At 41.2% G+C, this 21,763-nt stretch carries 20 protein-coding genes and 8 pseudogenes; 13 read left to right on the top strand and 15 right to left on the bottom strand.

Translation table 11 applies throughout. The features are described from left to right. Window positions 1-221: 221 nt before the first annotated feature. Complete coding sequence (locus Xets_RS20110) at window positions 222-503, top strand: DUF1778 domain-containing protein (protein ID WP_099132799.1); 282 nt, start codon at window positions 222-224, stop codon at window positions 501-503. A gap of 8 nt (window positions 504-511) precedes the next feature. Then, on the top strand, window positions 512-1,015 hold the full coding sequence (locus Xets_RS20105; RefSeq protein WP_099132800.1) for a GNAT family N-acetyltransferase: 504 nt from the start codon (window positions 512-514) through the stop codon (window positions 1,013-1,015). 121 nt (window positions 1,016-1,136) lie between these two features. Here Xets_RS20105 and Xets_RS20100 read toward each other — a convergent pair. Both Xets_RS20100 and Xets_RS20090 read right to left on the bottom strand, forming a co-directional pair. Continuing rightward, window positions 1,137-1,759, bottom strand: a pseudogene (locus Xets_RS20100) (IS1 family transposase); the annotation flags it as partial. Further along, on the bottom strand, window positions 1,654-2,232 hold the full coding sequence (locus tag Xets_RS20090; protein WP_244208779.1) for a hypothetical protein: 579 nt from the start codon (window positions 2,230-2,232) through the stop codon (window positions 1,654-1,656). The pseudogene Xets_RS20100 and the gene Xets_RS20090, both read right to left, overlap by 106 nt. Window positions 2,233-2,490: 258 nt before the next feature. Here Xets_RS20090 and Xets_RS20085 point away from each other — a divergent pair, with 258 nt between their 5' ends. After that, window positions 2,491-3,147, top strand: coding sequence for an IS630 family transposase (locus Xets_RS20085; RefSeq protein WP_099132803.1), 657 nt, complete (start codon window positions 2,491-2,493; stop codon window positions 3,145-3,147). After that, window positions 3,131-3,538 (top strand): hypothetical protein, encoded by a 408-nt coding sequence (locus Xets_RS20080; RefSeq protein WP_099132804.1) that lies wholly within the window; start codon window positions 3,131-3,133, stop codon window positions 3,536-3,538. Before Xets_RS20085 ends, Xets_RS20080 begins: the two co-directional genes overlap by 17 nt. Here Xets_RS20080 and Xets_RS24895 read toward each other — a convergent pair. Both Xets_RS24895 and Xets_RS20075 read right to left on the bottom strand, forming a co-directional pair. Next, window positions 3,447-3,707: pseudogene (locus Xets_RS24895) on the bottom strand (resolvase); the annotation flags it as partial. The gene Xets_RS20080 and the pseudogene Xets_RS24895 overlap by 92 nt on opposite strands. Window positions 3,708-3,907: 200 nt before the next feature. Further along, window positions 3,908-4,213 (bottom strand): annotated as a pseudogene (locus Xets_RS20075) (Tn3 family transposase); the annotation flags it as partial. Between the two features lie 324 nt (window positions 4,214-4,537). Here Xets_RS20075 and Xets_RS20070 point away from each other — a divergent pair. The 3 genes and pseudogenes from Xets_RS20070 to Xets_RS20060 all read left to right on the top strand — a co-directional run. Continuing rightward, window positions 4,538-4,672 (top strand): annotated as a pseudogene (locus Xets_RS20070) (tail fiber assembly protein); the annotation flags it as partial. 473 nt (window positions 4,673-5,145) lie between these two features. After that, on the top strand, window positions 5,146-5,934 hold the full coding sequence (locus tag Xets_RS20065) for a hypothetical protein (RefSeq protein WP_099132806.1): 789 nt from the start codon (window positions 5,146-5,148) through the stop codon (window positions 5,932-5,934). A gap of 11 nt (window positions 5,935-5,945) precedes the next feature. Continuing rightward, on the top strand, window positions 5,946-6,671 hold the full coding sequence (locus Xets_RS20060) for a hypothetical protein (RefSeq protein WP_099132807.1): 726 nt from the start codon (window positions 5,946-5,948) through the stop codon (window positions 6,669-6,671). A gap of 330 nt (window positions 6,672-7,001) precedes the next feature. On the opposite strand, the gene Xets_RS28835 is transcribed toward Xets_RS20060, so the two are convergent. Together Xets_RS28835 and Xets_RS20050 are read right to left on the bottom strand one after the other, a co-directional pair. Next, window positions 7,002-7,235 (bottom strand): hypothetical protein, encoded by a 234-nt coding sequence (locus Xets_RS28835; protein WP_370588272.1) that lies wholly within the window; start codon window positions 7,233-7,235, stop codon window positions 7,002-7,004. 35 nt (window positions 7,236-7,270) lie between these two features. Then, window positions 7,271-7,714, bottom strand: coding sequence for a transposase (locus tag Xets_RS20050; RefSeq protein WP_255430708.1), 444 nt, complete (start codon window positions 7,712-7,714; stop codon window positions 7,271-7,273). A 53-nt stretch (window positions 7,715-7,767) separates the two neighbouring features. Between Xets_RS20050 and Xets_RS20045 the strand changes: the two are divergent. Continuing rightward, window positions 7,768-8,001, top strand: a pseudogene (locus Xets_RS20045) (transposase); the annotation flags it as partial. A gap of 400 nt (window positions 8,002-8,401) precedes the next feature. On the opposite strand, the gene Xets_RS20040 reads toward Xets_RS20045, so the two are convergent. Then, the gene (locus Xets_RS20040; protein ID WP_187652447.1) at window positions 8,402-9,598 is read right to left on the bottom strand and encodes an MFS transporter; all 1,197 of its coding nucleotides are present in this window, start codon (window positions 9,596-9,598) and stop codon (window positions 8,402-8,404) included. A gap of 145 nt (window positions 9,599-9,743) precedes the next feature. Here Xets_RS20040 and Xets_RS20035 point away from each other — a divergent pair, with 145 nt between their 5' ends. Continuing rightward, on the top strand, window positions 9,744-10,331 hold the full coding sequence (locus Xets_RS20035; protein ID WP_099132810.1) for a TetR/AcrR family transcriptional regulator: 588 nt from the start codon (window positions 9,744-9,746) through the stop codon (window positions 10,329-10,331). A gap of 248 nt (window positions 10,332-10,579) precedes the next feature. After that, window positions 10,580-11,341 (top strand): annotated as a pseudogene (locus tag Xets_RS20030) (IS110 family transposase); the annotation flags it as partial. A 203-nt stretch (window positions 11,342-11,544) separates the two neighbouring features. On the opposite strand, the gene Xets_RS20025 reads toward Xets_RS20030, so the two are convergent. The 3 genes from Xets_RS20025 to hxpB all read right to left on the bottom strand — a co-directional run bounded on the left by Xets_RS20025 (window position 11,545) and on the right by hxpB (window position 14,761). After that, window positions 11,545-12,936: an L-cystine transporter gene (locus Xets_RS20025; protein WP_099132811.1), complete on the bottom strand. Its 1,392-nt coding sequence runs from the start codon at window positions 12,934-12,936 to the stop codon at window positions 11,545-11,547. 386 nt (window positions 12,937-13,322) lie between these two features. Next, window positions 13,323-13,916 carry a metal-dependent hydrolase gene (locus Xets_RS20020; protein WP_047771073.1) on the bottom strand — a complete coding sequence of 198 codons (594 nt, stop codon included), beginning with the start codon at window positions 13,914-13,916 and terminating at the stop codon, window positions 13,323-13,325. Window positions 13,917-14,098: 182 nt separating this feature from the next. After that, window positions 14,099-14,761, bottom strand: a complete 663-nt coding sequence (hxpB, locus tag Xets_RS20015) for a hexitol phosphatase HxpB (protein WP_099132812.1) — start codon at window positions 14,759-14,761, stop codon at window positions 14,099-14,101. Window positions 14,762-14,963: 202 nt separating this feature from the next. Between hxpB and Xets_RS24890 the strand changes: the two are divergent. The 3 genes and pseudogenes from Xets_RS24890 to Xets_RS20000 form a co-directional block, all read left to right on the top strand. Continuing rightward, window positions 14,964-15,117 (top strand): annotated as a pseudogene (locus Xets_RS24890) (type II toxin-antitoxin system RelB/DinJ family antitoxin); the annotation flags it as partial. Continuing rightward, a pseudogene (locus Xets_RS28830) lies at window positions 15,104-15,312 on the top strand (type II toxin-antitoxin system YafQ family toxin). The pseudogenes Xets_RS24890 and Xets_RS28830, both read left to right, overlap by 14 nt. A 733-nt stretch (window positions 15,313-16,045) precedes the next feature. After that, window positions 16,046-16,621, top strand: a complete 576-nt coding sequence (locus Xets_RS20000) for a YniB family protein (protein ID WP_187652446.1) — start codon at window positions 16,046-16,048, stop codon at window positions 16,619-16,621. A gap of 159 nt (window positions 16,622-16,780) precedes the next feature. Here the strand turns inward: Xets_RS20000 and Xets_RS19995 are convergent, their stop codons facing one another. From Xets_RS19995 to Xets_RS19975, 5 genes are all read right to left on the bottom strand, one after another. Then, the gene (locus tag Xets_RS19995) at window positions 16,781-17,644 is read right to left on the bottom strand and encodes a fructosamine kinase family protein (protein WP_099132815.1); all 864 of its coding nucleotides are present in this window, start codon (window positions 17,642-17,644) and stop codon (window positions 16,781-16,783) included. Between the two features lie 131 nt (window positions 17,645-17,775). Next, complete coding sequence (locus tag Xets_RS19990) at window positions 17,776-18,672, bottom strand: metal ABC transporter permease (RefSeq protein WP_099132816.1); 897 nt, start codon at window positions 18,670-18,672, stop codon at window positions 17,776-17,778. Beyond that, window positions 18,669-19,544: a metal ABC transporter permease gene (locus Xets_RS19985; protein WP_099132817.1), complete on the bottom strand. Its 876-nt coding sequence runs from the start codon at window positions 19,542-19,544 to the stop codon at window positions 18,669-18,671. The genes Xets_RS19990 and Xets_RS19985 overlap by 4 nt, the downstream gene beginning before the upstream one ends. After that, window positions 19,541-20,452 carry a manganese/iron ABC transporter ATP-binding protein gene (locus Xets_RS19980; protein ID WP_099132818.1) on the bottom strand — a complete coding sequence of 304 codons (912 nt, stop codon included), beginning with the start codon at window positions 20,450-20,452 and terminating at the stop codon, window positions 19,541-19,543. The genes Xets_RS19985 and Xets_RS19980 overlap by 4 nt, the downstream gene beginning before the upstream one ends. Further along, window positions 20,449-21,363 carry a metal ABC transporter substrate-binding protein gene (locus Xets_RS19975; protein ID WP_099132819.1) on the bottom strand — a complete coding sequence of 305 codons (915 nt, stop codon included), beginning with the start codon at window positions 21,361-21,363 and terminating at the stop codon, window positions 20,449-20,451. The genes Xets_RS19980 and Xets_RS19975 overlap by 4 nt, the downstream gene beginning before the upstream one ends. Window positions 21,364-21,763 lie beyond the last annotated feature (400 nt).

The raw sequence follows: 21,763 nt of genomic DNA, 5'->3' as shown, positions 1-21,763 counted from the left end.
TCGAACAGATTTTACATTGGTCAGACTGGCGGCGGCGACACCAATACTATGCACAACAATGTCATTACCGTCGTCGGAATAACCCTATGGTGACAGAGCTATTACGGCTGTAGTACTAGGCCAAATTCTAAACTTGTACTCACAATGAACTTACAAATTGACGATTAAGTAGACATCTAGTATAATGTGTTTATACGAAAAAATGTATTAAAGGTAATCATATGACACATACCAAACTAGCTACAGAGCGATTACAATTTCGGGTTAGTTCTGAAATTAAAGAGTCTATTCAATTAGCTGCATCAATCTTACGTGTGAATGTAACTGACTTTGTTACACAAACAGCAATGAAAGAAGCGCAAAAAGTAATCAATGAAAATGAAAGTCTCAAATTATCATATAGTGACAAAAAATTAATCTTGGATCTTTTAGATAATCCCCCTAAACCAAATGATAAGCTAAAAGCAGCGGCGATTTCGGCTTCTAAAAATTTTCAAGGGTAAGTTAAGCCATGTTCATTGAGGAACTTATAGACAAGTCTCACAATCGAAAATCATTCAATTGCGGAGAACCCGCACTGAATGATTATCTACAAAAATTGGCACGACAAGATACTAAGAATAACGTTAGTAAAACATATGTAGCAATTTCATATAATGACTCAAATAAAAAGATTATTGGTTATTATACCGTTACTCCTTCATCTATAAATTTTGATGATCTTCCTAATAGTTTATCCAAAGGGTTAGCTAAGCGCGCTGTTCCAGTTTATTTACTATGCCGTTTAGCTATTGATGTACATTTTCAAAATAACGGATTTGGAGGGCAATTACTGATCTTAGCTGGTTATCGTTGCCTAAAAGCCGCTGAACAAATTGGGGGAATCGGACTATTTATCGAGGCTAAGAATCAAGCAGTAGCTAAATGGTATGAATCATTTGGAGCGATTCCATTATCTTCTGCGCAGAAGTTGATCATACCATTCGAAACAATTAAACAAGCTCTTAAAACATAATAATCCTCTCAACAATTCCAATCTACCCTAATTGAGGTTATGAAATGAAAGTGAGATACAAAGATATTAGTCATGATGTACCGCGAACAACAGGTCATGTATTAAATGGTTAGATTAAATATCAAAAATAGTACTCACGCTCAATGAAAGTCCCTATCACTTTATCGTGCATCTCCTCTGATTTAGAGTAGCCTATCGTTTTGCAATTCAGTCTTTTGATTCGAGTACGATGAGTTAAATTCGTTCTCTCTATGCGTTGGGTGAACGTCTTTCCCGTCAGATGCCCCTCTTCGGGAAGAAGGTCATAAACCCCATAATCATCCGTACAATAAAATCGAATATTAAAGGGGGATAAAAGGGCAAGCAGCTTGTCTAACGTTTTTCTGCTGCGAGCGCCAAAAACATGGGCCACTATTCGTTTTAGGCGGGGTTCCCAGGCATACCAAAGCCAGCGTTGATTTTTCTTGTTCCCCACAAACGACCATTGCTCATCTATTTCACAGATAAGCTGAATGTCACTTCCAGCAAGGGGCAACGTCGTTACGTTTCGAGGCGTGAGGTTTTTAACGTTTTCATGACAGTGGCTGTGGCGACTTTCAGGATCCGGGCGGTGTCACGAATTCCTCCGTTATTCATCGCTATGTCGACAATCTGCGCTTTAACGCCAGGTTTGCAGGCTTGGTAGGTGTATTCCAACTGAAAAACCTTGCAGCAGGCATAACAGCGATAACGCTGATGGGCGGTATGCAGCCGGTTACAATATCCTGGGGGATGTTTGTTGCCCCCTCAGCTTCAACAAAGCGCCAATCGTGCTCATCCATACCTTTACCGCTATTGCAATAGCGTTCCCAGCGGGACAACTCATACAGCGAGTAGCCTTTGCTTTTGTTAATGGACTTGAAGGTATTGATGGCTTCGCTCACATCGCCGTGCTGTTTAATTCCTACTGGGGTTTTGTCATAACCAGCGGAGTCATCTTTGGCCTTATTCATCGTTGCGCTGACATTACCGTCGCCCAGAACATGGATATAACTAGGTTGGCGTAAGGCCGCACCACCTCGCCCCATATTGTCCCACGCAATAGACAACTCCCGGCTGACTCTGGCCGGTTTGTCATTCTCGGCAGGGGCAGCCTGAGTTTGAGGCTTTTGCTCGGTGGCGTTAGAAGCACACCCTGCCAGAATTGCCACTCCCAGAATTGCTATCAGTTGTCTCATCGTGTCGTTCCTCATCAAAAATTGTCTATGAGCCCATTCTAAAAGGGAGGAGATGGAAAGCTGGTTTCTCAAACTGCCCAAATTGGACAGATAGGCGTGTGTGCGATCTAAAGGTGTTTTGAGAGCATGTAGCGACGAAAAATACGATAGGAATATGGTCAACCTACATGCTGAAAGCCCTGAACAAGTTATTTGGTGGGCGAAGTGGTGTGATCGAGACTGCGCCAACCCGCCACGAAAATCCCTGATGCGGTGCTCATGGCAGATGTCCGAAATTTTCCCGATGACTATCAATGGGAAAGAGCAAAACGTTTAGGTGTCTCACAATCGGCTATTCATTATGCCTTGAAACGGCTTCGGATCACCCATAAAAAAACGCGCCAACACCCTCGCGCTGATCTTCAGGCTCGTCAGGCATTTATCGAGCGCATCAGCGACTATGAGCGGGCTGGCAGGCCGATTGTGTATTTGGATGAAAGTGGTTTTGCCCAGTCGATGCCACGTCAACATGGCTATTCGGAAAAAGGGTTACGCTGTTTTGGTCCGCATGACTGGCACGCAAAAGGCCGTATCAACGTCATTGGTGCCATTCTCGAAAATACCTTCGTCACCTTAAGCTTGTTTACCGAGAATATTAATGCCGATGTTTTTTATGCGTGGATGACGCAAGATTTGTTGCCAAAGCTTCCACACGGCGCCGTGATAGTGATGGACAATGCGCCTTTCCATAAACGGAATGACACGGCACAAGCGATAGGAGACAGCAGATGTCAACTGGAATGGCTTCCCGCTTATAGTCCGGATTTGAACCCAATAGAACACAAATGGAGCGGAGCAAAAGCGATCAGGAGGCAAAAAAGATGTTCAGTTGATGAGTTGTTTACGGAGCATATTGAATATGTCAGGTTATGTTGATTCTGCTATAGGAGTTCCCATTGCCTTTTCCTTGTTGGATACTGCTACTGTCGGGGAACAACATTTCCCGTTTAACACCTGCCGTGATTTGCATATTGAGCCTTTGGTGGTGCGGGATAAACAGATCAAAAAGACCCGCGAATACAGTGATATTGTGCTGACACTACATCAGACGGGCAACACCATGTCGGGCTGGTCAGGCGGAAAATTGTCTTTCTTTATGGGCACCGATAACAACCGGGCCGCCCAGTTAGGGATCAGTTTGGATATCGAAAATCATTGTACGTTAAGACTATTTTTTAATCAGACACTAATTCTTTATAAAGAGCCTGAATCCGGCAAACCTGTGAAGTACTGTAGCCTGTTGCCTCTGCTGTTTCTCGGATGCTGAGTTTTTTAACCTGCCGGTAGTACATTACTTTTTGGTGTCGTTCCTTATAAGCTTGTTTACCTTTATATTTACCGAGCATATGAGCGCGCTCGATTCCCTGTTTTTGCCTCTGACGACGACTCAACCAGTCCTTATGCGACATCGCGGCCATCAGGTCGATAAGCATATTAGGGGGTTGAGGTCCAGTGGTGTAAAAAACCACGCCAAGAGGTATCAAAAATCAAAATTGATACTATTCAGTATCAAAATTACTGAAAAACGATATTTGGAACTATTTTTTAAGCCCTGAAATACAATCTCATAAGTCTTGATATTTCATACTATTCATTCACTAACGTGGTTTTTCGCACGGTTGGCCGTCAAACCCCTATGCTGCCAGGCTACGGGCGACATTCGTCTGAGAAGAGCAATCCCCCGGGTGTTACCAACATCCTCATACTTCTGCAACAACCGCGACAGCAGGGCTGAATTATAATAAATAATAATGATGCTGAGCAGTCGCCCGCACTGATTACTAATCTCCAGCTCAATATCATTCTGTCCGGTCAGCTCTTTTTTGCCACCAACCTGCGCGATCGCTGAACGAAGCTGATGCCAGGATTCAATGCGATTTTGCGACCGGTGGCTGTTTCTGGCTACCGTTTTCTGATCTCGCCGCGTTGCCCGTAGCAAATGGCTCGTGCCTGGCTAAGGCGAGTGGTGGAAGGACACATAAACTACTCTGGAGTTCCTTTCAACATGAAGTCTATAAGCCAGTTTGTAGGGGAAGTGAAGTTACTGTGGCTGAAGGCACTGCGTCGACGGAGCCAGCGGCACAGAGTGACATGAAAACGTTTCGGTCAGCTGTGCAAACGCTGGTTGTCATCCCCCAGAATAGTCCATCCACACCCGATGCATCGCTTCCACGCCAGAACCCAAGGTAAGAGCCGGATGCGTTAGCAGCGCACGTCCGGATCCGTGCGGGGGGTAGCCGGTAACGGCTATTCCTACTGCAACCAACTGGAACGCGCCGTTAAGTACAACATGGAAACCGGCGAAGAGAAAGCCAGCCTTGAAGCCTGGAAGAAGTACAGCGTACTGGTGAACAGGGTAGAGCCTGAGAAACCGGAGTGGCAGGAAAAGCCAAGAGTGTGATCTCATCGGCGTTTTCATCACGTTGTTATTGTGACAATAAGGCACTTATATTTATGGTGTAATAGTGTGATCTCATCGGCATTTTCATCACGTTGTTATTGTGACAATAAGGCACTTATATTTATGGTGTAATTATGAAATATATATTGAGTTTATTGATGGTCGGAGTGCTAATTTTCTCGGGCCAGTCCATGTCATCCACCACATGTAATTCTGGTAATACGCCCACAGGTGTCGTGAAAAGCTACGGGCTAGACAGTAGCGGGAGATACACGCAAATTCACTTTACTGCTAATGACGGGGCCGATTTTCCGCAGCTAACCAATAAAACATACCCTATAAACACGGATTCAGGGAAAGCTATAGATAAAATTGTTATGCTGGCGTATATATCAGGGAATAAAATAACCATTTATTGTCAGGGGGGTAATCAGTTTGCCTCCGTTAAAATTAACAATTAAATGGTGGGAAATATGAGAAAGGTAAAGTTTTGCGCTTCTCTTTTGTTTTTGCTATCTTCACTAGCTCATGCATCACAATGGTATGATGTGACTTTCAGCAATCCAAACAAATTTTACTCCATAACTATAGATACCCCACAAGGGAGTGGTTCCGAATGCATGTATATTTGGGCGGTTCCTAATCCTGCAATAACACTTCAACCAAGTCAAACATCTCAAAAAATACAAATAGAAGATAAAAATACCATATTTTCTTGTGCTGGTGACCCCAAGTTTGTCACGTGGAACGTTCATGCCAATCCCTTACCTAGCTATGCAAAGTATTATCGTGCCAAGACATGTACGGTAGAGTTTAGGCATTTTAAAAGTGGTTCAACATGGTTCACAATAATAAATTCCCCTTGCACAAGTGGGAAGGATATACTCGTAGCTGATGCAACCTGTAATGGTCGAGGGTGCTTGAATTTAGCAGAAAGCGGCGTTCCAGAGCATGGAGCCATTAATATAACGTTCTTTACTACTAACCAGACATCATGTCGGGATAGAAATTCTAATGGAGTTTATATCGATAGTAAGGTGACTGGTATATATCCAACTTGGGGTGGTGAAGATGTAAACAGAGTTGACCTTGCTCAAGGGAAGGGACTATTTTATGGGGATTTCACTTATGAATACGGCCTGAATACAGAAGACGGAAAGAGATTTTTTAAGTACGCAACTCTGGCTAATATCACTTCCAGTAGATTACAAGCCCAGTGCGATGGGAATGGTGCATTGGGCGAAATAAATTTATTATATTAATTGGTGGCTTGATGAAAATACTAACAGTATTTTTCTTGATTATTTTCTCACCAAATCTGTTGGCGCAGACTTTTTTTTACAGAAGTGATAGCCGGGCCCCAACTGGACCTGGTGGGATATTTGAGATGGGGTTTCATCCGTGGGGGGAGAATGATAACTTACTTGAACATGTTGAAGCTGATAGTTTAGGTGGGCATGGCGGGGCGCCCACCTCTGCATTTGTAGCAACATCTACTGATTCTGATGTGGTTGTTGATATTTCTGCGGCTGAAGAGGGGGATGGAACGGAATTTTATCTTTATGAGGTAAGACCGACTGATAATTTTTATAGCGTGGAGACTTCATTTAGGGAATGGGGGAGAACGGACTCTGGTTACCTTGAGGCTCTTGATGATTTCGGCGATCAGCATGAATATGTTGCTTTTGGGGGGATCTCAAGGGAACAGATACGTAGAGCGACCTTGTATCGAATCGTAAATGGTATACCTGTACCATCTGGAGTTGAAGATAACGCTCATTACCAAGAGATAACTTCAGCAGCAAACCCTGGCCCATATCCCCACATGTACCCATCAGGGGCTCATACTCAATTTTCAACAACGTATGCATGTGCAAATAACACGTCATATTCAAGTGTTAGTAGACGTGAGATTCTGAAATCAGAAGATAAATTTTATAAGAAAATGCAAAAATGCAATGCATTGATACTGGCTGAGGCTTTTGTGGCCGATTTCTAATCAAAAAACTTAAGAAGCCTCGGAGTTGAACGTAGCGCCCTTTCAGGGCGAGCGTCACAGCTGCGCAGTTCGGGGTAATAAGCGGGAACCGTCCAAAATTTTGTCACGTTTGTCACTTACTATTTAACAAAGTATTTACGGGTTCTACGTCTGAACCGCCTAAATTTCTATCCAAGGGGTAAGCTGACAAACTTTTCCAGTTGCTACTCTGCGGATAGCTGCCACTTTCTGGCAAGCCTGCTTTGATTTCCATCAGACAACCAGTTATTTACTGCTTGGGGTGTTTTGACTTAAAGAACGGTTTGTCCGGTACCTCTCTGCAATCCCTTGTCACTCAATACTTTTCCCCAAAAAATCGATTTCAAAATCAGTAATAAGTTTATCTATAACATTCTGAATATTAATGATTTTATCCTTTCGATAAAATTCATAATTGCCGATTAAGTTCACAAACCGCCATGCGACGGGTGACCAATGAATAATTTCGAGACTTTTTTCTGGATCTTTTTCCGTATAATTTTCGTAAAGGGCGGATAAAATTGTCGCATTGTGATAAATAATCATGTTGGCGATTAATCGAATACACTCAGCGTTGATAATTAAGTTACGTTCTTTTTTCCACTCAGCTGCTTTCCTCCATTCACTTTGGCAATACTGGCAGTCAACTGGTGGTAGGACTCGCCTCGATTTAAACTTCGTTGGACGGCAATACGTTGATCTTGATCGTCGATATAGCCCAATAAATAATCCGTCATGATGATTTCATCGAATGCGATTAACGCTTTTAATGTTGCGTTTGACGATTTTGTAGTGGACAATTTACGAACAATTGTAGCTTGCGTGGTCTTTTTTAAGGCTAAAGAAACCAGTATGCGTAAGACTTTATCCCATTCACTGATTATTTGGTGTTTCTGTGCTTTTTTGCTGGGGCGGATAATGTATTCATCATAATCCGATAAAGAGCCAAAACACACTGATTGTTGAGATGTGGTATTGGCTAATTGTGTAAATCGAGGCATGAATCGGTACCCAAACATATACATTAAGGCAAAATTCACCCTATTGATGCTGTGCATATCACCCAAAAGCGCCGAAAATGAAAGCCCGTTTGCAAGCTGCATGGGATAAAATAATGTTATCAAGGCGTTTTATCATTGAAACGATTAATGGACAATTAAAAATAATTTCTCAAATAGAACACTCGCGCCACCGAAGTGTAAACGGATTTTTGCTGACTGTTTTAGGTGGGCTGATTGCTTACTGCCTTAAATGGAAAAAACCATCACTGAACATTTTCTATTCGGAAAACGATTTTTCAATGACAGCTTAAACAGAATTCGGGTTAGGTTAAATAAAAATAAAGCTTGCATTCACCTTGAGCAACAACAGTCGGGCAGGAAGGTATGATGAAGGAGTACCCATTTCGGCAAGTTATACTTGCTGTGACAGACGAAATATCTATGCAGGAAGCGCCAACAGACTATAGTACCTCAATCTGGCTTCCCCAAGAATTTGGCAGTGTAGGTGGGATCAACACAATAGTAATCTAGAAGTGGAACGACCGTAACTAGTTGAACAGACTGCCATGATTCTCGCCAAATAGCTTGTCGCTCAGGTGTCGTCACTACATTCAGGAAAGTACAGCGCAACTGGCATCAAATTTACTTGCGATGGTATTGAAAATCCCTCTGTCAACTAATCTGACAGGGAGGCACTAGTTTTACGTTTTATCAAGATACAGCACGATGTGTACGTATGCGCGAAAAACCATACAATGTAACTAAAACCACCCCCAATCCAGCAATCAAGGAAACCATAAATCCACCATGAGCACCATATATATCAACAAATTGCCCCGCCACCGCAGCTCCCAAAGCTGCTCCTACGTTAAGACCGGAAAGTAACCAGGTTAATCCTTCCGTTAATCTTCTCTCAGGAACCATTCTCTCAACTAATGCCATAGATACGATCATTGTTGGTGCAAAGAATAAACCCGCCATAAAGACGGCTAAAGCTAAACCAGAAATGCTGTTAGTAACTAAGAAAGGAACAGTGGTCAAAGCCGTGGCCAATCCCCCTATAAGGAAAAGTTTGTGTAATGGCGTCTTCAATTTAAGTGCACCAAATACCAATCCAGCAAGACAGGAACCTATTGCGTAAACAGATAACACTATACTAGCTGCTGCTGGACGCCCCAATTGCTTAGCGAAAGCAACACTGACTATATCCACAGTACCAACAATAATACCCATAAAGATAAGTAGTAATGCCAGAATCCATACACCAGAAATTTTAATAACTGAACCTTTTGTTTCCAGAGTAAATTTCTGAGTTTCTACAGGTGGTTCTGTACTTCGAAACGTAACAAACAAGCACACACCTACAGCTAACAGAAGCGCTGACGCAAGTGGTCCCGCCTGTGGAAAAGCGGCTATACTTAAACCAACCGATATAGGTGGTCCAGCAATGAACGAAATTTCATCAAATACTGTTTCGAGGGAATAAGCTGTTTGTAGCTGAGGTTGTCCTCGATAGATGGCAGTCCAACGGGCACGTACCATAGCGGACATACTAGGCATAAAACCTGCTAGAAAAGCACATAAAAAAAATGTCCAAATAGGAGCATTCCAATACGTACAAGCCAAAAGAGCTAATATACCTAAAACACTTATCGTGGTAGCCATGGGTAACACTCGATGTTGCCCATAACTATCGACTAAACGAGAAATTTGTGGAGCTACCAATGCATAAGTTAATACAAAAGTTGCTGATACCGCTCCAGCTAATCCGTAGCTACCACTTAGCTGTGATATCATAGTGATGATACCAATTCCCGTCATTGGAAGTGGCATACGAGCCACAAAACCTGCCAAGGAAAATCCTATTGCACCAGGTGTTTTGAATAATTCACTATAAGGATTGCCCATATTGCTTCCTATTGTGATAATTGGTTGCATAAAAATTTAGGATATTAGCGCACATACATACGCTATGTATGTTAGATAACATATCAACATACGTAACGTATGTCAAAGGGTTACTCTATACTATTTGTATACTAACGGAGGATAAATGACTCGGCGAACCCGCACCGAAATGATTGAAGAGACTCGCACTAAACTATTAGCTACTGCTCGTCATGCCTTTGGCTCTTTAGGTTATTCTAATACCTCAATGGATGATTTTACTTCCAAAGTAGGATTAACTCGTGGAGCGCTGTACCATCATTTCGGTGATAAAAAAGGCTTATTAATGGCTGTTGTTGAGCAAATCGATTCAGAAATGGATCAATATCTCCAGTCTATATCTGATAACGCCATTGATTCATGGACTGGATTCTGTGATAGGTGCCGAGCTTACTTAACAATGTCACTTAACTCAGAATTTCAACAAATAGTGTTAAGAGACTCAAAAATCATTTTAGGTGATCGGTTCAGAGAATCCCAAGCTCACTGTATTTCATCAATGAGAATACTGTTGAAAAAAATGGTTCTTGAAAAGAAAATAAAAGACGTTGATACAGAAGTTTTGGCTTGTTTAATAAATGGAAGCTTAGTTGAAGCTGCTTTATGGATTGCTGACGATATTGACCCAGAAGCTAAACTTTTAAAAACGCTTTCTGCCTTTGACTTATTACTTGAAGGCTTAAAACGTGATTGATTTTATCCATCATTGATATGATAGACGTCCCTCTTTCAGCGGCAAACAATGCCATCTAGAACGACCATTCGTTGTTAAGGAACAGGTAATGTGGATGAGACCGAGACCTGTTCGTAAATTGGCAAAAGAAGGCACGGGTCGCTTTACGGAGACAAAAGCTATACGGCTAGGGCGTGTAATGAGATGGCCTCCCCCACCCTGTAGCAGTAAATTAACAGTGTGTTTTTCTTTTAGAAGAGGCCATCATCATGAACAGTACAGCACTTATTGGTATTGATCTCGGTAAACAGACTTTCCACCTGCACTGTCAGGATAAAAATGGAAAAGTGCTTTATCGTGAGAAAATGACCCGAACCAAGCTTCTTGAATTTCTGAACGTGACTCCTTGCGCCCACCGTCGTCATGGAGGCTTGTGCCGGTGCACATTTCATGGCGCGAAAAATCGCAGCATTAGGCCATGAGACTAAATTGATTTCACCGCAGTTTGTCCGACCGTTTGTCAAAATCAACAAAAATGATTTCATTGATGCCGAGGCTATTTGTGAAGCCGCCTCTCGGCCTTCCATGCGCTTTGTCCAACCTCGTACGGAAAACCAGCAAATTATGCAGGTATTACATCGTATCCAGGAATCTCTGGTGGGTGATAAAGTGAAAACTACTAACCAGATGCACGCTTTCTTGCTGGAATTTGGGATCAGCATGCCCAAAGGGATTGCGGTGATAAAACGGTTATCTGAGGTCATCGCTGAAAATGAATTACTCCCTATCCGATGCAATTGCTCCAACGCCTACACGCCCATTACCTGTATTTGGTTGAACAAATTAGCGAGATTGAACAAGAAATTAATATTGCAATTAAACAAGATGAGGGTGCTCAGCGATTGCTAACTATTCCGTCGATCGGCCCCATCACGGCCAGCATGCTGGCCTCATTGTTAAGTGACGGGAAACAATATGCTCGCGGCCGGGAATTTGCAGCCTCTACAGGACTAGTGCCGAGACAATACAGTTAATACGCTCTTAGTATCAGCAAACGAGGCAATAAACAGCTAACGTTAATAAATATTTCAGTGATAGTGTTAAGTTTTATTTAATAACCTTTATATTAAAACCAAAAATCAAACAAGCTAACGAATAAGGCAGTTAATATATCTGCCTTATTCCTTAAAATAACTAATTTTTATATATTACCTTTACTAATTCTTATTTTGAATTAAGATTGGTTTAATACTACTTCTTCGTCTTGTTCAAATACTTCTTTATTAGTTTTTTTCATCAATTGACTGGTGATTGTACCTGCTGTCATAGCGCCATTAACATTTAATGCTGTACGTCCCATATCGATCAGAGGCTCAACAGAAATAAGCAGTGCCACTAAGGTGACAGGTAAGCCCATAGCAGGTAAAACAATCAATGCCGCAAATGTTGCGCCACCACCAACACCAGCAACCCCCGCAGAGCTGATAGTCACAATTCCCACAAGTGTTGCAATCCACACTGGATCAAAGGGATCAATACCTACGGTTGGAGCCACCATCACTGCCAACATAGCTGGATAAATGCCAGCACAGCCATTTTGCCCAATGGTCGCGCCAAAAGAAGCGGAGAAGCTGGCAATAGACTCAGGTACACCGAGGCGGCGAGTTTGTGTTTCGACATTCAAGGGAATACTTGCAGCGCTTGAACGGCTGGTAAATGCAAATGTCAGTACAGGGCCTGCTTTTTTAAAGAATTTCAGAGGATTGATCCCTGTGAATGCCAAAAGCCCGCCATGTACTACAAACATCAGTCCAAGGGCAATGTAGGAAGCAACGACAAAACTACCTAATTGAGTAATATCATGGATATTGGAGCTGGCAACAACCTTGGTCATCAGTGCCATCACACCGTATGGAGTGAGGCACATAACTAATCTAACCAGCTTCATTGCCCATGCTTGCATAGTATCAATGGCAACGAGAGCCAGTTTACCGCGTTCCTGATTATCTTTAATCATTTGTAGCGCAGCGATGCCTAAAAATGCCGCAAAAATTACCACACTAATAATGGAAGTAGGGCGTGCTCCCGTCAGGTCAGCAAAGGGATTTTTAGGGATAAAGGAGAGAATGATCTGAGGCACACTCATATCTGCAACTTTGCCAATATAATTGCTTTCAATTGCTAATAAACGAGCAGTTTCTTGCGTGCCTTGAATAAGTCCTGCTGCACTTAGCCCAAACAAATTGGCAATGACAATGCCGATTAAAGCGGAAATTGCTGTAGTGAAGAGTAATGTACCAATGGTAAAAAAGCTGATCTTTCCTAAAGAAGATGCTTTGTGTAAGCGAGTAACAGCGCTTAGGATAGAAGCAAAAACCAACGGCATGATAACCATTTGTAGCAGTTGTACATAACCATTACCTACAATATTGAACCATTTAATTGATTCTTTTACGGTAAGATTATCTGTTCCATAAATGATGTTTAGTGCCAACCCAAAAACGACACCCACGACTAGAGCCACAAGAACTTTTTTGGACAAGCTCCATTTATTTGAGTTCGTTTTTGCTAATAGAATAAGCAGTGCTACAAAAACGAGCACGTTGATGATGAGTGGTAAGTCCATCTCTAGTCTCCAAAAATTATATACTCTTTATATTTCGAGTTGTGGTATGTAGTTTGGAATATAGATGTGTAAGTTGTATTCCAATTTTAATCTATCGTCTACGTACCATGAAATGCTTAAAATAAAATATTATCAGTATAATAAGCCTCTTTCTTATAATTAAATGGAATTTAATATAATTATTTTTCACTAGCTAGTTTAATTGATTATATATACTAATCTATTTCTATTGTTTTTTGTTCAATTACAACTGTTCACTTTGTATCTTATTGAGTTAAAGGTTTTTTTGAAGGCGACAGGAAGTGAATAAAAAATGATTTATATTTTGCAGGTAACCCCATTTTAAAATGGGGCTACGATATTTGCTGTATGTGAATATTGAGCAGTTACTTGTAAAGATTCTGTAGCTTATCAATAGGTAATTTATCAAACTGTATTTTGTTAAATTGTAAGCTGTCGAAATAGCGAGCGAATGAGAAATTGATGTGTTGTGGAAGAATAATAGCGATCACTACTACCAGTACGGCAATAAAACGTTCGGCTTTTTTACGTTCCTTACCTCTAAGAATAGGTAAGCAAAAACGTATTCTTAGCGGCCATAACAGTGGAATACCAGCGGGAGTAAGCATATCAGCAATAAGATGGCTGATATAACCGATAACCATTGCATGGACAAAGTCAGTTGGAATGGGCCAATTAGACGGTATTTCAGTCTGGAATAGAGTAACTCCCACAAGCAGCGCTAATAAACTATGTGTAAATCCACGATGTCCACATAATCGCGCGATTGGAATGGATATAAAGCGGAACAATCTGCCTAAGGTTGAACTTGGATGGTCGATATCTGGCAACAATGAAGCCAGAAGTACGCCGGGAAGCATGTGTAACCAGTCTCCCTGTGCTATTTCTGGTGTGATTTCTAGCTGGTGAGCCAATACAAGGCTGGCAACGGAAAAAAGAAGATGCCCTTCTGCTGTCATAACGATTTATACTAATTATTTATGCTGATTGCTGTTTATACATACAGTGAGGCAGTATAGAGGGTTTTGCCTGAGGAAGATAGAGGGTAACCAGGAAATTTTTTAAACTGTGGCTTGGTTGGTTGAGGGAGAGGTTGATATTTGCGCTGCCATATACGAGAAATAGGGCAGCGCGGTGGCTATTAAGTAATATTTTCTATTGTTAATTTTTCCAGAGAATTCAGTTTAATGTCAGCCAATGACCAGCGGGGATCATCAAAATGGTGAGAGGCCGGGACGACAATTGAGCGCATTCTTGCTGCTTTGGTTGCTATCATACCGTTAAATGAGTCCTCTAATGTAAGGCAGTTAGTTGGGTTGACTCCAAGTTGACTGGCTGCCAGTAAATAAACTTCGGGATGTGGTTTGCTGTAAGGTAAGTGTGCAGCAGAAACGACAACATCAAAGTAATGTCGTAGGTTAAACAATTCGAGCACTTTTTTGATCATTTCATAGGGTGAAGCGGAGGCAAGGCCAATTTTTAACCCACGTTCGCGACAGAGATTTAAAGCATGTTCCACTCCAGGCAGTAAAGGACGGTTTTTTTCAACTGATTGAACGACGTAATCGATGATGCGTTGCCCAACTTCACTTTTAGAGGTGTCTTGCCAAGGTGATGCTTGATACCATAGCTCAACAACGTGATCGATTCGTAACCCCAATGTGTCAGGCAGGTTTTTTGCTAAATTTAAATCTAGCCCTAATTCACTGAATACGCTTTTTTCTCCCTGTTTCCAATAAGGTTCAGAATCAATCAGCAAACCATCCATATCAAAAACAGCGGCTTCTATAGAACAAAATGACATCTCAAATCTCTCCGCGATGATAACAGTGATTAAAGAGGTTTGATTGTAACAATTCCAATAAATTAAATCTCGATGTGGGGAATAACAAAGAAAAAGATAGTTTCATCGGTAAAGTAAGATAATGACGGGTAAACTTAAACCATACCAATTAATGCAAATGAACTATGGATTTGTAACTAACAGCCCCATTGCAGGGATTTTTTTGTTGGTCAGTATAGCTGATGAACAGCGTTTGCCTTTCGATGTCAAAGTGCCGAATGCAACAACGCAAAAAGCAATGGAAGAACTGAACGCGGGAGGGGAAGAGATTCGATAGCGTGTCTGTACTAATGGCGGATTTGCATGTGGACGATTGAGCGCTCAACAGCATTTAAACGGGACTATAAACGAGAATCTAAGGGGCCACATCGAGCTGACCTTGTGATGTAACCGCCTTGGAGGCATTAGCTAATGATAAGCCCCTGGAACCCCACCAACGCGATCATGACCTGAGCGGCAATTGGTCAGGTTACAGAGAATGCCACATAAAGCCGGATAGTGAAACCCTGTAATTAGTCAGACTTGGCTCTCATAGTCAACTATTTGGTTGAATTTTTTAGATCTTCTCGCGCGAGTTTTTTATTGGGCGCTATTATGTAAAATATTCCCCCTGAACTGCACATTGAAGTCACCGAATTGGACGGTGATGCCCTGATTGAACTGTATGAATTTGATTAACCTCTATTGGCGGAAGCCGATATCGGTTCTATGGTGGCGTGAATCAGTATCATCAACCTGAAGTAGCACAACAATTTCTCACCTTTAACTTCTGCATGGTGCAGATATGCTTCCGTTTCAAACGGGGCGATTAAATATCGATCAGGCTGGTGAAGTTAACTATAGGGAAGATCACCACGGTTGCTACTTTTCCTCAAAGTGAGGATAAATGAAGATATCAAAGGGTTATAAATGACACAGGAGGGCTTGAGTTTAAGCCGTCTAGTAAAGCCTTATAAAACAACATGGTCAAGATTTTGACCATCTTTAAGGTAGGTATGATGATTTCCACTATACTCTTTGCTTGTGTAAGTATCCCATATGTTAAGGGCAGATTTCTGGCCTATAGTGATAGTAGCTTCCTTTCTATCCTCACCTTGACACTCTCCATTTATTGCGCCTAATGTTATAAATCCATTACTACATGCCGTAGTAAGTGCGTTTTCTGTTTGTACATGGTCGTGTTCATCTTTAAGTTTGTGAAGGCGATTATTTTAATAATAAATTGTTTTTAATGGGTAATTTAATATGTACACATATTTACAAGCAGGATATGTAGCTATCGCTAAGCGAATTTTGGGCTGGATTATTTTTGTACCCTCCCTATTGTCGACTTTTGTCTCAGTGATTAATCTGGTCGCAGGGCAACATGGTGTTAAAGGTGACGGTGTTAAAAGTGATGGTGTTGGAGGTGGTGGTGTTAACGCGGTATTGAATGATTTTCTTCAAATGATGACAGAAATGATTAAATTCAATACACCATTTTTGGATTTTTTCTGGAAGCATTCTCCAATCCCTGATCGTGTTGCTGAAATCACAGGGGAAAATATCAGCTTTTTTGTCATTTATATGCTGATGTTTGTGGGGTTGGCAATGAGTGCATCTGGATTGAGAATGTATCGTCAATTTAAATTCATCAAAGAACGTATTGAAGATCAAATGGTCTTTGAACACGCGCAGGAAAGTGGAGTAACCAAGGAACAATTGAAAGCTAAAATTGCGTTCCCCTCTCATTCTTTATTCAGCCAGATTTTTATCCTTTACATATCACCAATCATTATCGGTGCAATTGCTTACTTTTTATTTAAATTTTTAGGGTGGTAATGTAATTAAACGATAGTTAATAACAGTGTAAGAATGCTCAATGTCGCGTTTGATTTAAAATGAATTTATATTTTTAATATAATAAATTTCACTTTTGTTTTTGAGTAATTGAGTTATTATCAATAATTAAATATCATATTAATTTAAGTTTTCTTATACCTATTCAGATAAAAGTTTATCAATCATCTTTTGTATTAGAATAAAATTCTCTCCCCCGAAAATATTACATTTATTTAACAAGTAGTAAAGTTGGTAAATAGGTTGACGTTCAAGGAAATCTTTAGGTAATGGCCAGATACTCTGGTAACCATCAAATATTTGTAAAGGAATATCTGGGTAAAGTGGCAGCATCGCCAGATCACATTCGCGATCACCCCAATAGCAGGCGGGATCAAAAGTGACGGCACAATTATCGTTCAATGATGCACAGTTCATGGGCCACAGGTCGCCATGCAGGAGAGAAGGTTGGGGGTGATGATTGTGTAGTTTGTCACTGATTACTTGAACAATCTGGTTAATATCTCCAAATACAATTCCTTTATCAGCGGCAAGTTGCAATTGCCATCCGATGCGTTTTTCGGCGTAAAAATGATCCCAACGCTTTTGCCACCCGTTAGGTTGTATGGTGGTTGCTAGCATGTTATCAAAATCAAAGCCAAATTTAGGCTGTTCACTCCATTGATGTAACTTGGCAAGGTGTTGGCCAAAAAGATACGCATTGTGTGGGTTAAATGGTTTTATAGGTAAATGCTCCAGCAACAGGAAGCTATAGTTGCGGTCGTGACCGACATCATAAACATCAGGAACACGGGTTGTTTTGCTGCGAGCCAGTAATTCCAGTTGCTCAGCTTCTGCTTTAAAAATTGGCAGCATTTCTTTCACGTTGGATTTGATAAAGATATGTTGTTCACCATATTTAATGTGCCAGGCACGGTGAATCTCTCCTCCGGCCAATTCCTTTTTATCGTGAATTTCAGCGTCACCAAAATGCTCACTTAATAGACGGCTCACTGTTTGCCACATGCTTCACCTCATTAAGTTGACAGTTGCTATGCTATATTACAGACAGATGTAACATTTGAACAGGATAAAAGGAGTTTTAATAGGAATTAATAAGGCCATATCTCAAATTTGATATGGCACTCTATTATTTTTTAATTTGATTTTTCTGGAATTGATACCTCTTGGGATGAGATTTTTTCAAATGTTCCTTTGTTTGCTTTTTTGCAAGCTAATTTTATTTGGTCATAAATAAGTGCAATAGTGAAGAAAATTGCCTGAATGATTACGATACAAGGGCCTGTTTCACCATCAATATGGAAGCTGATGATTGTTCCAAGTACGCTGGATGATATAGAAGCAACCATTGCCACAATCAGCATGCGATCAAAGCTCCGGCAAAGCATAAAAGCAATAATGCCGGGGGAGATTAACATCGCAATGACTAGGATAATACCGACGGCCTGCAAAGATGCGACAATTGTCAGGGCCAGCAGCGATAATAACCCGTAATGGAGAAGTTTCACAGGAAGTCCAACTACTCGTGCCTGATTGGGATCGAAGCAGTAGAGCATGAAATCTTTTCTTTTTAGCAGCACAATAGCCAGCGTGATCCCTGCAATGCACAGGGTTTGGAGTAATTCATGCTGGGTAATGCCGAGTATGCTGCCGAATAAAATGTGTGTCAGGTGTTGATCCGTATCTATACGAGTAAACAGGACTAACCCAAATGCAAACATACCTGAGAAAACAATTCCCATGACCGTATCTTCTTTGATTCGGCTATGTTCTTTTAGATACCCTGTAGCGAATGCACAAGATATACCAGAAAGGAAAGCACCTATTGCAAGTGGTATGCCTGTTACAAAAGCGAGCACTATGCCTGGCAAAACAGCATGGGAAATGGCATCTCCCATCAATGACCAACCCTTTAAGACTAAGTAACAGGAAAGTACAGCACAAACAGCTCCTACCATAATGGCAGCATAGATAGCTCGTCGCATAAACCCATGCATGAAAGGTTCAGTAATTAATTCAATAAATGTGTTCATGAGCGTTGTTCCTGAATCAATGCCAGAGATTCCTTTCTGGCTCGTTTGCGAGAGGCTAACGTGCCATGTTTAGGGGCAAAGAAGAACGCGAGTAAGAAAATCACTGTTTGTATGGTGACAATGACCCCCCCAGTTGCACCGTTGAGGAAATAACTCACATATGCACCGATACCACTCGTGAGTGAACCGATGGCGACGGCAATAATCAACAAATATTTAAATCTATCTGTTAATAAATAAGCGGTTGCACCAGGCGTTACAACCATTGCGATAACCAAGATAGCGCCTACTGTTTGTAATGCAGCAACGGTACAGGCACTTAATAAAGTGAAGAAAATGATTTTCAACCGTAACGGTGATAATCCAATAGAACGTGCATGGGTTTCATCAAAGAAAACAACCAACAGATCTTTCCAAAGTACCATTAAGATAATGAAGGAAACTGCAATAATGATTTCAACTTGTAAAACATCTTCATCAGCGATTCCCAGAATATTGCCTAAAATAATGGTTTGTACATTTACGGATGTAGGGTTTAAAGAAACGATCAATAATCCGACAGCAAAAAAAGTGGAGAATATAAAACCGATCACCGCATCTTCACGTAACCGAGTGATATGACGTACCAATGTCATTGATAATGCAGCGAGCATCCCTGTAAAAAAAGCACCACCTGCATAAGGTAAACCGAGAGCATATGCACCTGCGACACCGGGCACAACAGAGTGGGAGAGGGCGTCTCCCATTAGCGACCAGCCTTTTAGCATCAGATAAGCGGATAAGAAAGCACAGACACCCCCAACAATAGTGCTTACCCACATGGCTTTCACCATGTAGTTGTAACTGAATGGTTGTAAAAGCAGTTCCATCATGGTTGATTTTCCTTTTGTTTGGGGTTTTGTCGCGGTGGAATATGATGATCATGTCCGTAAAAGACGGCAGCACGTTCATCATCGGTTATGACTGTCAGTGAGCGTGGATCATCATCTTTATGCAGCTCAGGAGCGGAAAGATTAATATGACGCAAGACACCACCGAAGGTAATTTCCAGATTTTTTTGAGTAAACGTGTTTTCAGTTTGGCCACTTGCGAGCACGGTGCGGTTGATCAAAATAACGTGATCACAAAATTCAGGCACACTGCCAAGGTTATGAGTTGATACTAAAACCAAATGCCCTTCGTCACGTAAGTCACGAAGTAAGTCAATAATGGCATTTTCTGTTTTAACGTCCACTCCAGTAAAAGGCTCATCCAGTAGCAGAACTTTCCCTTCTTGAGCTAATGCACGGGCTAAAAATGCTCGTTTTTTCTGCCCGCCGGAAAGTTCACCAATTTGGCGATCACGCAATTCTGTCAGCCCGACACGTTCAAGGGCTTTATTGACGATTTCATGATCACGCTTGCTGGGACGGCGCAAAAATCCCATTTTTCCATAGCGTCCCATCATGACAACATCGGAAACCAGAACCGGAAAATTCCAATCTACATCCTCAGTTTGAGGAACATATGCGATGATATTTTGTTTTAATGCGGCTCTGATAGGTTGATCGTTGAGGGTAACCTTTCCATGTGAAGGTGTTACTAATCCCATGATTGTTTTGAATAATGTGGATTTACCGCTGCCATTCATGCCTACCAGCGCACAAATTGTGCCGCCAGTAATGTCAAAACTGGCATCATAAATAGCAGTATGTCCATTGTTGTAAGTGACAGTGGCGTTATCCACAATTAAATGAGGATGCTCAAATAACGATTGGTGGTTTAATGATGAGCGATTCATTGATTAAATCCTTTTGCGATAGTGTCTACAGTGGTGTTAAGTAGATCGATATAAGTTGGAACCGGTCCTTTTTGCGTGGAAAGGGAGTCTACATAAAGTACCCCGCCGTAACGAGCTCCTGTTTCTTTACTGACTTGTCTTGCTGGTTTATCTGAAACAGTGCTTTCACTAAAGACAACTGGGATCTTATTAGCTCTTACTGTATCAATGACACGGCGAACCTGTTGTGGGGAACCTTGTTCCTCAGCATTAATTGGCCACAAGTAAACTTCTTTGAAACCATAATCTTGTGTGAGATAACTGAAAGCACCTTCACTGGTGACCAGCCAGCGTTGTTCTTCAGGAATACGAGAAAGACGTTCTCTAAGAGGCGCATCCAATTGAGCCATTTTCTCTGCATAAGCTTTGGCATTACGATTATAAATTTCGGCATTCTCAGGATCGTATTTGACAAAAGCTTTACGGATATTTTCGATATAGATCAGCGCATTTTTTGGTGACATCCAGGCATGGGGGTTAGGGTTTTTATTGTAAGGTCCTTCGCGAATCGGTAAAGGAGTAATACCTTCGGTTATAACCGCAGCAGGTATGTCTTGCATGTTTTCAAAGAATCGTTCGAACCAGCGTTCTAAATTTAAGCCATTCCAAAGGATAAGGTCTGCACGCTGTGCCTTGATGATATCTTTGGGAGTGGGTTGATAATCATGGATTTCTGCGCCAGGTTTAGTGATTGACTCGACAATTGCTGCGTCTCCTGCGACATTTTGGGCCATATCTTGAATAATAGTAAATGTTGTAACCACTCTGAATTTTTTCTCGGCATGAGCTTGCTGGCTGAATAACGCCATTGTGAATAGAACAAGGATCAGATTGAATATCGGAAAATCAGAAAGAGAATATTTTTTATTCATTATGGTAAACCCTACTTGTTGTACATATAATTATTGATAATGATTATCAGTATCATTTGTGTAAAGTCAAGGCGATAGAGACAAAATTGACGATAAATTCGATAGATGCTCCTTAAGTTCTTACTGATTGATATGACAACGACACACCTCATGCGAACAAAAAAACAGCATGTTGTCTAGCGTTAACCACGAGCAATAAAGAGATTTATTTTGATAAGTGATAGAAAAATATTTTTGGTTTATCAGTAAAATTAACGCGATGCTCGACTTTTATGGTGAGTTGAAATGACATAGCCGCTCCTTTATAACTTTAAGTTGACAAACAAAGAGAAATAAAGGAACAAAAGGCTATGTCACAACAAGATTTTATCATTTGGGTGTTTTGTTGGGTAGAGGATAA

Source organism: Xenorhabdus sp. TS4 (assembly GCF_014467265.1).
GTDB lineage: Bacteria > Pseudomonadota > Gammaproteobacteria > Enterobacterales > Enterobacteriaceae > Xenorhabdus > Xenorhabdus ehlersii.
The sequence above is the reverse complement of the archived record's forward strand: the minus strand, read 5'-3'. Positions and strand labels throughout refer to the sequence as shown.

What these genes read in the sequence shown, in the direction of transcription:
- Xets_RS20110 (WP_099132799.1), top strand. Translation starts at nt 222, where the DNA reads ATGACACATACCAAACTAGCTACAGAGCGATTACAATTTCGGGTTAGT.
- Xets_RS20105 (WP_099132800.1), top strand. Translation starts at nt 512, where the DNA reads ATGTTCATTGAGGAACTTATAGACAAGTCTCACAATCGAAAATCATTC.
- Xets_RS20090 (WP_244208779.1), bottom strand. Translation starts at nt 2,232, where the DNA reads ATGAGACAACTGATAGCAATTCTGGGAGTGGCAATTCTGGCAGGGTGT.
- Xets_RS20085 (WP_099132803.1), top strand. Translation starts at nt 2,491, where the DNA reads ATGGCAGATGTCCGAAATTTTCCCGATGACTATCAATGGGAAAGAGCA.
- Xets_RS20080 (WP_099132804.1), top strand. Translation starts at nt 3,131, where the DNA reads ATGTCAGGTTATGTTGATTCTGCTATAGGAGTTCCCATTGCCTTTTCC.
- Xets_RS20065 (WP_099132806.1), top strand. Translation starts at nt 5,146, where the DNA reads ATGAGAAAGGTAAAGTTTTGCGCTTCTCTTTTGTTTTTGCTATCTTCA.
- Xets_RS20060 (WP_099132807.1), top strand. Translation starts at nt 5,946, where the DNA reads ATGAAAATACTAACAGTATTTTTCTTGATTATTTTCTCACCAAATCTG.
- Xets_RS28835 (WP_370588272.1), bottom strand. Translation starts at nt 7,235, where the DNA reads ATGATTATTTATCACAATGCGACAATTTTATCCGCCCTTTACGAAAAT.
- Xets_RS20050 (WP_255430708.1), bottom strand. Translation starts at nt 7,714, where the DNA reads ATGTATATGTTTGGGTACCGATTCATGCCTCGATTTACACAATTAGCC.
- Xets_RS20040 (WP_187652447.1), bottom strand. Translation starts at nt 9,598, where the DNA reads ATGGGCAATCCTTATAGTGAATTATTCAAAACACCTGGTGCAATAGGA.
- Xets_RS20035 (WP_099132810.1), top strand. Translation starts at nt 9,744, where the DNA reads ATGACTCGGCGAACCCGCACCGAAATGATTGAAGAGACTCGCACTAAA.
- Xets_RS20025 (WP_099132811.1), bottom strand. Translation starts at nt 12,936, where the DNA reads ATGGACTTACCACTCATCATCAACGTGCTCGTTTTTGTAGCACTGCTT.
- Xets_RS20020 (WP_047771073.1), bottom strand. Translation starts at nt 13,916, where the DNA reads ATGACAGCAGAAGGGCATCTTCTTTTTTCCGTTGCCAGCCTTGTATTG.
- hxpB (WP_099132812.1), bottom strand. Translation starts at nt 14,761, where the DNA reads ATGTCATTTTGTTCTATAGAAGCCGCTGTTTTTGATATGGATGGTTTG.
- Xets_RS20000 (WP_187652446.1), top strand. Translation starts at nt 16,046, where the DNA reads ATGTACACATATTTACAAGCAGGATATGTAGCTATCGCTAAGCGAATT.
- Xets_RS19995 (WP_099132815.1), bottom strand. Translation starts at nt 17,644, where the DNA reads ATGTGGCAAACAGTGAGCCGTCTATTAAGTGAGCATTTTGGTGACGCT.
- Xets_RS19990 (WP_099132816.1), bottom strand. Translation starts at nt 18,672, where the DNA reads ATGAACACATTTATTGAATTAATTACTGAACCTTTCATGCATGGGTTT.
- Xets_RS19985 (WP_099132817.1), bottom strand. Translation starts at nt 19,544, where the DNA reads ATGATGGAACTGCTTTTACAACCATTCAGTTACAACTACATGGTGAAA.
- Xets_RS19980 (WP_099132818.1), bottom strand. Translation starts at nt 20,452, where the DNA reads ATGAATCGCTCATCATTAAACCACCAATCGTTATTTGAGCATCCTCAT.
- Xets_RS19975 (WP_099132819.1), bottom strand. Translation starts at nt 21,363, where the DNA reads ATGAATAAAAAATATTCTCTTTCTGATTTTCCGATATTCAATCTGATC.